The following is a 9,967-nucleotide window of genomic DNA, read 5'->3' as shown; positions in this document are numbered from 1 at the left end:
TCCACTTCATTCAATAGCGGATATATACTACAAATTTTTGTATTACACACTTTTTCGGTGGCCGGTCGGTCGGCGGAAAAATTCCTAAATAAAAATACACTTATAAGATGGAGGAGAGACAAATGAATACACATCGAATATTAATCGTAGAAGATGATCTTAAAATTGCTACATTATTAGCTGATACCCTTCGTAAGTATCACTATGATGTTCAAACAGTTGAATCTTTTGACAATATACTTGATGACTTTAAAGCGTTCAATCCTCATCTTGTTTTGCTTGATATCAACTTGCCTTCTTTTGATGGTTATTATTGGTGTCGTCAGTTAAGACAGCTGACGACCTGTCCAATAATATTCATCTCAGCAAGATCTGGCGAGATGGACCAGGTGTTTGCTTTAGAGAATGGTGGCGATGATTTTATTACAAAACCTTTTAACTATGAAATCGTTCTAGCGAAGATCAAAAGCCATTTACGTAGGTCCTACGGAGAATATGCGACAAAGCAAGAAGAAAGAACAGTTAAGCTAGGTCAATTACACCTATTTTTAGAACGTATGGAATTACATACGAAGAATGCTGAAATACCGCTTCAGAAAAAAGAGTGTGTTATTTTGGAATTATTAATGGGACAAGCTCCCAAGGTTGTATCACGAGAGAAACTATTGGAAGAATTATGGGATGACCAAGCTTTTGTAGATGAAAACACTTTAAATGTGAACATGACAAGAGTGCGCAAAAAGCTTTCGGATTATCAAGTTCAATCGACCATTGAAACTGTTAGAGGTGCCGGATATCGATTTGTCCTGTGTGAAGGGGAGCATTAATAAATGGAGGCTATAAAACTATTTATAAAAGATCATATCGGCTATATTATCTTTGATATTTTACTCGTATTATTTATCCTCTTGTTATATAGGCTAGATGGCTTTCGTAATCTAGATACAGCTATTTATTCCATCATTATTTCAATTGTTTTAACAATAACTTTCTTATCTACTCGTTATATAATGCGACAATCATTCTATAACAAAGTACTGACACTTCCTAACAATATGGAAGACGCCTTACAACATAATGCAAAAACCCCAGAACATATTGCAACAGAAAAATATATTCATGAACTCTATAAGATCTATCAATTAGAAGCTCAAGCTTTGTATGCGCAGCAAAATCGTCATCTTCAATTTATGAATCAGTGGGTACATCAGATGAAAACACCGATTAGCGTATTAGAACTGCTTTTACAAGAAAATGAAGAGCTAGATAAGACAAGTGTTCAGGAAGAAGTGGATCGTTTGAAGCACGGACTTGAAACCGTTTTGATGAATGCACGTCTAGATACTTTTGAAGAGGATATGAAAATTGAGCAGGTAGCTTTACGTCCATTAGTAAGCTCTTTAGTGAATGAAAATAAACGATTATTTATCACCAATCATGTGTACCCTAATATTGATATCGCAGAAGATTGTATCGTACCAACTGATCCAAAATGGATGAAGTTTATTATCGGGCAATTTATTACAAATGCAGTGAAATATACTTTCGAAGATGGCAAGAAATTGTATTTATCTGCCACAATTAAGGATACACAAATAATATTAACCATTCGAGATGAGGGAATAGGAATTCCACCTTCTGATCTAAAGCGTGTAACAAAAGCATTCTTTACGGGCGAAAATGGTCGTAAAACAGGTGAATCAACCGGAATGGGTTTATATTTGGCTAAAGAGGTTTGTGATAAGCTTGGCCATCGTTTGGAAATTGTCTCTGAAGTAGGAAGAGGTACATCAATTCGAGTGTACTTCCAGCATTCGTAAAAGAATTGAGGTAATCGTATATGTCGATTTTGAAAATACAAGACGTAACGAAAGTATACGAAGGAAAAGTTACACATCGTGCGGTCAATCAACTAAGCTTCGAAGTAGAAAAAGGTGAGTTTCTAGCAGTGATGGGACCATCTGGGAGTGGTAAAACAACACTTCTCAATATGATTTCCACCATTGATACACCAACATCTGGTGAGATTATTGTAAATGATATAAAACCTCATAACTTAAAGAAAAATGATTTAGCTTATTTTAGAAGACGACAACTTGGCTTTGTCTTTCAAGATTTTAACTTACTGCAAATGCTTACAGTTGAAGAAAATATCGTTTTACCCTTAACACTTGATGATCAAGATCTCGAAGTGATGCAAAGTAGGTTAAAGGACGTTACAAGACAATTAGGTATTGAGAATATCCTTAGTAAGCGCCCTAATGAGATTTCTGGTGGACAAGCCCAAAAAACAGCGATTGGACGCGCTATTATTCATAAACCATCGTTACTTTTAGCAGATGAACCAACAGGAAATTTAGATTCCAATTCATCAAGAGATGTATTAGAACTATTAGGACGCATAAATAAACAAGAAAACACAACGATTGTAATGGTAACACATGACCCTATTGCAGCTAGTTTCTGTGATCGTGTGCTTTTTATAAAAGATGGAGAATACTTTAATGAAATTTATAAAGATAATCACCGCCAAACTTTTTTCCAAGCCATTTTAAATGTGTTGAGCTTACTGGGAGGTCATGTCGGTGACTTTTCGACAGTTCGCTTTCCGTAATGTCATAAGAAATTGCCGTGTTTACGCAGCATTTTTCTTATCTAGTGTGTCAGGAGTTATGGTGTTTTTTATCTACTCTATGTTGATGTTTCATCCAAAAGTTGAAGATGAAATTTTACGAGAAATTGCTTTTCAAGGGATGTTTATAGCAGAAGTTATTCTGGTTCTCTTTACCTTGTTTTTCTTATTTTATTCGATGAGAGCTTTTTTGGAAGCACGTTCAAAGGAATTTGGCATTTTGCTACATTTAGGAATGGAGAAGAGACAGCTTAGTAAACTTATTTTATTTGAAACGATGATTATTGGATTTGCTGCAATTGTTGTGGGTATCGTTTTTGGATATGCCTTTTCTAAGTTTTTCTTTATGATTGTACGTGAAATATTACAAATTGATAGTCTACCATTGTATCTCTCATGGAAACCATTTGCGTTGACAATTGGTACGTTTACTAGTCTATTTATAATTATTTCATACATTAGTGTGATGTTTATAAAAGATAATAATTTAGTAAGTCTATTACGTGGTTATTGGAAAAATGAACAAATTGCAAAATATTCTGTGTGGAAGGGGATTACAGGTATTCTTTTTTTACTAGCATCGTATGTGATGGCTGCTAATATTCAAAAAGAATATCTAGTTATTTTTGCTACTTTGACACCTCCCTTTGCAATTATAGGGACATATCTGTTTTTTACAGATTCCGTACCTTTTATATTATCTAGAATTCGCAAAAATAAAAAATGGTATTGGCATAAATACCGTATTATTTCTCTGGCCAAGATCTCTTCAATTATGCGAGAAAACTCAAGAATGTTCTTTGTAACTTGTATGGTTTCATCAGTAGCTTTTTTAGCTATTGGAACATTAAGTTCGATGTCTACATTTACTCATCAATATCATCAATTGAATCCATTAGGGTTAGTATATTCAAGTAAATTGGATAATCCATATGAGAAAGAACATATTACAGGATTAATTGGTGAATTAGAGGAAAAAGGTCTTAGTTATCATCTCAACAAATTTGATATTAAGCGTCAAACCTCCTCCTATACACAAAAACCTGTGAAAATTATTACACAATCAGATATTAACAGACTTGCACTTGTTTTTGGCTATCCAGTAGTAAGTTTAAAACCCGGTAATGCAATGTTTTTAGGCTACTCAGAGGATTCCATAAAAGAACTACAGAATAAAAAAGTAGAAACGGTTTTACAAGAAAATAGTGTTCCACTTGTTATTAACCATGTATATCCTAAGGTGCTTTTTTCTCCTACTGAACTTGGGACAAACGTTATTATCGTTAGTGACAAAGATTTTCGTTTAATCAGGGAACCGATGGTAGGTGCCGATGCAAAACAATCGACTAACCATATATTTGTATTCTATGTACCTCAATGGACTGAAACTAAAGATATTGGTACAAATCTAGATGCCATTATGACAGAAGCCTATATGACAAACCACGAAAATGATTTACCTTTTTACTTTGAAAATCCAGGCTTAGATTATTCATTCATTCGGTCAACATTTGCTTTGTTGTTATTTATCGGTTTATTAGCTGCAGCTGTCTTTTTCCTTTCTTCAGGAAGCTTCATATACTTTAAGCTCTATACAGGACTCGAAGAAGATAAAAAACAATTTGATGCATTACGTAGAATGGGAATTACAGATAAAGAATTGCGTAAGATTGTTAACAATCAGCTAATACCACAGTTCTTTTTACCATGGGGATTAGCAATGCTTCATAGTACATTTGCTTTTATAGCGCTACAAGTGTTCTGGAAAGGGATTGCAGATTTATCAATATTAAAAGAGATATTCTTAGTACTAGCATTGATTACATGTATGCAGTTATGCTATTTCTATTTAATACGTTGGCGTTACTTATCGCATATTCGTTCAATTTAATAGGACAATGATATAGGAAGAAAAACAACAGATGGCTAAAAATGGCTGTCTGTTGTTTTATTTTTCTATTTTCTATATAATAGATTTGGATGGAAAATGAATGACTATTCATTTTATTCTGAAAAAAGGGGATGGGGAGATGAATTTAGTATCAGCGGTTTATAAGACATCTATAGAGCAAGCAGACAAAGTAGCGTATCATTTTATGGGAAAGGATACGACCTACGCAGAATTTGAAGATGCAGTTTCTAGATTGGCAAAAGCATTAAAGGAATTAGGGGTAGCAAAAGGGGATCATGTTGCGTTCTTATTGGGCAATACACCTCATTTTGTGATTTCTTTATATGCGACAATGCGAATCGGAGCAACAGCGATACCTGTGAATCCACTTTATACACCAGACGAAATTACATATATTATTCGTAATGGTGATGTTAAAGTAGTGATTGCCTTAGACGCATTACTACCATTAGTAGAGGCTGGGGTGCAAGCATTTCCTGATGTTCACACGTATGTTATTTGTGAAACAAAACCAGATACAGCTGAGAAAATGAAAACGTTACCACAGAGTGTGAAGGAAAGAGTAAATTCGTTCACACAATTAATTGCTCAATCAGAACCAAGTGTAAAACCAAGTGAGATTGATGATGATGATACAGCGATTATTTTGTATACATCAGGCACTACAGGCCATCCAAAAGGTGCAATGTTAACTCACAAAAACCTATATTCAAATGCTCGTGACATTTCTAACTATCTAGAAATGAATGCGAATGATCGAGTTATTACCACATTACCCGTATTTCATGTATTTGCGCTAACTGTGGTAGTGAATGCGCCGTTATTAAAATCGGCTCAATTAATTATTGTTCCAAACTTTAGTCCAAAAGAAATTTTTAGAATTGGTAGAGAACAACAGCCGACAGTTTTTGCGGGAGTTCCGACAATGTATAATTTCTTGTATCAATCACCTGATGGCAATCCGGATGATTTAAAATCATTACGTTTAGCTATTTCAGGTGGAGCATCTATGCCAGTGGCATTACTTCATAATTTTGAAGATAAATTTAAGGTTCGAGTATCAGAAGGTTATGGGCTTTCAGAAGCTTCCCCTGTTACTTGCTTCAATCCATTAGATAATGAGCGAAAAGCGGGATCAATTGGCACGAATATTATGAATGTAGAAAACAAAGTATTTAATGAGTTCGGTGAAGAGGTACCAGTAGGTGAAGTTGGCGAACTCGTAGTAAAAGGTCCTAATGTTATGAAGGGCTATTATAAAATGCCTGAAGAAACAGCAGTAGCGATTCGTGATGGATGGCTATACACAGGCGATTTAGCTCGAATGGATAAGGATGGATATTTCTTCATTGTCGATCGTAAAAAAGATATGATAATTGTAGGTGGCTATAATGTATATCCACGTGAAGTTGAAGAAGTACTTTATAACAATCCGGGCGTACTAGAAGCAGCAGTGGTGGGTATTCCTGATCCGAATTTAGGTGAGGAAGTACTGGCATATGTTGTATTGAAAGACAAATCAACTACTATAGAAGATTTACATGAATTTTGTAAAAATCATCTAGTAAAATATAAATGTCCAAAAGAAATTATTTTATTGGATGAGATACCTAAGAATACTACTGGCAAAATTTTGCGCCGTAATTTGAAAGAACAAGCTCTTTCCCGTATATAAAAGCAAAAGTGGCTCGTTATGTCCTGAAATAACATAAGGAATATCCGTCGGATCTAGATAGAATAATACAGAATTTTTACCAAAGAAATGAAGAAATGCCTACCAATCATTTTATGATTGATAGGCATATTTTTTGTTGTAGCCAAAAGTTCATTAATTTTATATTATGCTTTATTATATTTTGCAAAATACAAAATAACTAATGTTAATATCCAGATTGGACCAACAATTAATGCAATTTGTGTGTCTGGGAATATTCCCATTAGGACAACCACTAAAAGAAGAAATGCTATTGCAAAATATGATCCGAATGGATACCAAAATGCTTTATATGATAGTTTAGAAATTTGCGTTTTAGATAACGATTTACGGGATTTGATCTGGCTGATTAATATAATCATCCAAGTCCAAATAGCACCAAAAGTTGAGATGCTTGTTAACCAAGTGAATACTTTTTCTGGAACAAAATAATTTAAAACTACCCCTAATAATAATACAAATGTAGAAGCTAATATTGCTAGCGTTGGTACTCCACCTCGTCCAACCTTTTTGAAGATTGCTGGTGCTTGATTTTGTTCAGCTAGATTAAATAGCATACGGCCAGTACTGAATATTCCACTGTTACAGCTTGATAGTGCGGCAGTTAGAACGACAAAATTGATAATCCCTGCTGCGTAGCGTATTCCGATCTGATCGAACATTAAAACGAATGGACTGTTGTTTGTGTTAATTTCATTCCATGGATAAATGGACATGATCACTGTTAACGCACCAATGTAGAATATTAAGATTCTCCATAGAACAGTATCAATTGCATGAGGAATGACCTTTTTAGGATTCTTTGCTTCACCGGCAGTAATCCCGATCATTTCTACTCCCAAATATGCAAACATAACAATAGGTAATGACATGAAAATACCTTTGATACCATTTGGCATAAACCCATCATGACTCCATAAATTACTAAAGCCAACAGCTATACCACCATTACCTATGCCAAATAGGATAATCCCTAATCCAACAACAATCATTGCGATAATTGCAAAAATTTTAATGAAAGCAAACCAAAATTCAAATTCGCCAAATGTTTTTACTGCAATTAAATTGACTATTGCCATAATAACAAGTGCAGCAAGTGCCCACATCCATTTAGGTGAACTTGGGAACCATAATTGCATGTATATTCCGACTGCAGTAATTTCAGCCATACAAGTCACAATCCATAAAAACCAATAGTTCCATCCGGTTATAAAACCCGCAAGTGGCCCTAAATAGTCCTTGGCATAGCGACTAAAGGATCCGGCGACGGGGTTTTCAACCGCCATTTCACCAAGTGCACGCATGATAATGAAAATTACGATACCACCAAGGGCATAAGCGATTAAAATAGCAGGACCAGCTAATTGAATAGCGCCTGCAGAACCTAGAAATAAACCGACTCCTATGGCAGCACCGAGCGACATTAGCGTGATATGTCGCGACTCCAACCCTCGTTGGAGCTGTGGTTTTTTGTTCATAATTAAAACTCCTTCGATGCTATAAAATTGTAACTTCATAATCGTACCACAAAATACAAATAATAAAAATGGACATGTGGTACTAATTGATAGAAATATTCTGAATGATTATTAATTAGTATTAATGATAACGATTTACGTTATGTATATGCATGAGTTATAGTGAAATTACAGTAACCTGAAATATTAAAAAGGGGTGTATAAGTAATGAAAAGAATGATTCAAAGAGAAGATTTATACAATTTAACTTCAGTATCATCACCTGTATTATCACCGGATGGTCGGGAGGCAGTTGCGATTCGTACGATTATGGATCAAGAAAAAAATAAATACCTATCCTATTTGATTCATATCGAAGTTGCGTCTAATGAAGTAACACAATGGACATTTGGCGAAGAACGTATTTCTTCACTTAGCTGGTCACCAGATGGTAAGAAAATTGCATTTTTATCTACGAGAAATACACAAAAACAGTTATTTATTCTTTCAAAAAATGGAGGAGAAGCAAACCAACTTACCCATTTTGCGGATGGGGTAAATTCATATCTTTGGGATTCAAATAATGAAGAAATTTGGTTTGCTGCAAATGTTCAAGAAGGTAAAGAATTCACAGATAAACTAGAAGAGAAAAAAGAAGAATTTCCAACTGCTTATGTTGTTAAAGGAATGCAATATAAAATGAACGGTGTAGGATTGATTCAACAAAAAAGATATAGCCAAATTGGAAAGATAAAACTTGCAGATAATCAGGTAACACGTTTTATAACAGATACATATGATTATAGTTTGCAGGCGATATCTCATGATGGTCATTCTCTAGTAGTTGGAGTTAATCGTGTAGAAGATAAAGATAATGATTGGCATTCACCAATACTATTAATCGATATCGATACAAAGAAAGAAACAATCATTGCCAATGAAGAAGGATATTTCGGAGGCGCTACTTTTTCTTTTGATGATCGTTATATTGCATTTGCTGGTAGTGACTTTACTTATCGAAACGCAGGGCATTCTTCTCTTTATATTTACGATGTGGAACAACAATACTACTGGAACTTAACTACATCACTTGATTTACCAATAGGTGATTATTCCGTAGCAGATGTTCAACAAAGTGTATCTTCACCAAGTGTAGTCTGGACTGAAGCAAATGATCTATACTTTCAGGTATCCACTTCCGGCGACGTTCGTTTATACTATGCAACATTAGAAGGTGCCATTTATCCTGCTAGTCCTGAAAATGAACATATTTATGGGTATGATGTGGGAAGAGATGGGGAAATTGCGTTACTTGCTATAAGTAATCCAGCTTTCCCCGGTGAATTATTCAAATATGAAATTTCACTAGGAGAAAGACAGCAGATTACACATTTTAATGATGTGTGGTTAGAAGAAGTAAATGTTGTAAAACCACAGCAAATTTCATATGAAGGTTATCAAGGATGGACCATTTACGGTTGGTTGATGAAGCCTGCTAATTATATAGAAGGTCAAAAATATCCATTGGTTGTTGAAATTCATGGTGGGCCACATACAATGTATGCAAATACTTTCTTCCATGAATTGCAGTTATTAGCGGCACAAGGATATGGTGTATTGTATGTTAATCCACGTGGTAGCCATGGCTATAGTCAACAATTTGTAGATGCTTGTCGAAATGATTATGGTGGTGGTGATTATGAAGATATTATGGCAGGGTTAGATGATGTTCTTGCTCATAATGACTGGATTGATGAAACACGGTTAGGCGTTACTGGCGGTAGTTATGGTGGCTTTATGACAAACTGGATTGTAGGGCATACAAAACGGTTCAAAGCAGCTGTCACACAACGATCTATTTCCAATTGGATTAGCTTCTTTGGTGTTTCTGATATTGGATATTACTTTACAGAATGGCAAATTGGTAAAGATATGAATGATGTAGAGACATTGTGGAACCATTCACCTTTAAAATATGCTAAAAATATTGAAACGCCCTTACTCATTCTGCATGGCGAAAAAGATGACCGCTGTCCAATAGAACAAGCTGAACAGCTATATATCACATTAAAGTCCATGGGGAAAGTTACTCAATTCGTACGCTTTCCAAATGCGGATCATAACTTATCTAGAGTAGGTATACCCAATTTAAGACAACAACGTCTTGAACAAATTATTGACTGGTTTAAAAAATATCTATAAGAGTAGGTCAATTTTAATGTAAATTTAATGTAAATATGCATTAGATTTAG

General features: G+C 34.8%; 7 protein-coding genes. 6 read left to right on the top strand and 1 reads right to left on the bottom strand.

Going from position 1 to position 9,967, the window contains the following annotated elements:
* Positions 1–122 precede the first annotated feature (122 nt).
* From ABE048_RS01310 to ABE048_RS01290, 5 genes are all read left to right on the top strand, one after another.
* Positions 123–827, top strand: a complete 705-nt coding sequence (locus tag ABE048_RS01310) for a response regulator (protein ID WP_430308679.1) — start codon at positions 123–125, stop codon at positions 825–827.
* A gap of 3 nt (positions 828–830) precedes the next feature.
* Positions 831–1,820, top strand: coding sequence for a sensor histidine kinase (locus ABE048_RS01305; RefSeq protein ID WP_430308678.1), 990 nt, complete (start codon positions 831–833; stop codon positions 1,818–1,820).
* A gap of 20 nt (positions 1,821–1,840) precedes the next feature.
* Positions 1,841–2,614, top strand: a complete 774-nt coding sequence (locus ABE048_RS01300; RefSeq protein WP_430308677.1) for an ABC transporter ATP-binding protein — start codon at positions 1,841–1,843, stop codon at positions 2,612–2,614.
* Positions 2,586–4,523, top strand: coding sequence for an FtsX-like permease family protein (locus tag ABE048_RS01295; protein WP_430308676.1), 1,938 nt, complete (start codon positions 2,586–2,588; stop codon positions 4,521–4,523). Before ABE048_RS01300 ends, ABE048_RS01295 begins: the two co-directional genes overlap by 29 nt.
* 139 nt (positions 4,524–4,662) lie before the next feature.
* Complete coding sequence (locus ABE048_RS01290; RefSeq protein ID WP_430308675.1) at positions 4,663–6,219, top strand: fatty acid--CoA ligase family protein; 1,557 nt, start codon at positions 4,663–4,665, stop codon at positions 6,217–6,219.
* A gap of 164 nt (positions 6,220–6,383) precedes the next feature.
* Here ABE048_RS01290 and ABE048_RS01285 read toward each other — a convergent pair whose 3' ends face one another.
* Positions 6,384–7,736 (bottom strand): amino acid permease, encoded by a 1,353-nt coding sequence (locus ABE048_RS01285; protein ID WP_430308674.1) that lies wholly within the window; start codon positions 7,734–7,736, stop codon positions 6,384–6,386.
* A gap of 207 nt (positions 7,737–7,943) precedes the next feature.
* Here ABE048_RS01285 and ABE048_RS01280 point away from each other — a divergent pair, with 207 nt between their 5' ends.
* Complete coding sequence (locus ABE048_RS01280) at positions 7,944–9,917, top strand: prolyl oligopeptidase family serine peptidase (RefSeq protein ID WP_430308673.1); 1,974 nt, start codon at positions 7,944–7,946, stop codon at positions 9,915–9,917.
* Positions 9,918–9,967: the final 50 nt, after the last annotated feature.

This window comes from Rummeliibacillus pycnus (assembly GCF_050459865.1).
GTDB lineage: Bacteria > Bacillota > Bacilli > Bacillales_A > Planococcaceae > Rummeliibacillus > Rummeliibacillus pycnus_B.
This window is presented reverse-complemented; position numbering and strand designations above follow the sequence as displayed.

What these genes read in the sequence shown, in the direction of transcription:
- ABE048_RS01310 (WP_430308679.1), top strand. Translation starts at nt 123, where the DNA reads ATGAATACACATCGAATATTAATCGTAGAAGATGATCTTAAAATTGCT.
- ABE048_RS01305 (WP_430308678.1), top strand. Translation starts at nt 831, where the DNA reads ATGGAGGCTATAAAACTATTTATAAAAGATCATATCGGCTATATTATC.
- ABE048_RS01280 (WP_430308673.1), top strand. Translation starts at nt 7,944, where the DNA reads ATGAAAAGAATGATTCAAAGAGAAGATTTATACAATTTAACTTCAGTA.
- ABE048_RS01300 (WP_430308677.1), top strand. Translation starts at nt 1,841, where the DNA reads ATGTCGATTTTGAAAATACAAGACGTAACGAAAGTATACGAAGGAAAA.
- ABE048_RS01285 (WP_430308674.1), bottom strand. Translation starts at nt 7,736, where the DNA reads ATGAACAAAAAACCACAGCTCCAACGAGGGTTGGAGTCGCGACATATC.
- ABE048_RS01290 (WP_430308675.1), top strand. Translation starts at nt 4,663, where the DNA reads ATGAATTTAGTATCAGCGGTTTATAAGACATCTATAGAGCAAGCAGAC.